Annotated in this window: 1 protein-coding gene; it reads right to left on the bottom strand. The window is 55.8% G+C overall.

The genetic code is table 11. The features are described from left to right. Window positions 1-396: hypothetical protein (locus tag AC1DCY_RS27745; RefSeq protein ID WP_477356006.1), on the bottom strand; the 396-nt coding region annotated here is incomplete at its 3' end. Window positions 397-416 lie beyond the last annotated feature (20 nt).

The raw sequence follows: 416 nt of genomic DNA, 5'->3' as shown, positions 1-416 counted from the left end.
CATCTGGAACTCCTCGATGTGCCGTCTGATCTCACGAAGACATATGATTCGTCTTGGTCCCTTGGCGCTCCTTGCGTCGATGAGCATCGGGATGATCTCAGCCTGAAGTCTGATCACATCTTCCGAACCGTGTTCGATCCATTCATATGCGTAGGTGAGGATTGGCACCGAGATCTCGTCCGGGATAGGCAGCAATCCACCCGTTCGAGCGAGCCCAAGCGGCCCGGTCACAACGTCATAGGTTTTTCTTCCATCAAACGGTGCTTCGCAGGGTGCCTGCCCACCTCTGGCGCGCAAGCTGTCCGCGAGTTCGTAGATCTGTGTAAGTGGGTGAATAAGCTTGTAGGCAGTGGCATGCGTCCACGCTCTGTCTCGACCGGCATCACCTCCGGCCATGATGTATTGCTCTTCGAGAC

Source organism: Lysinibacillus sp. 10T31, assembly GCF_056394365.1.
This window is presented reverse-complemented; position numbering and strand designations above follow the sequence as displayed.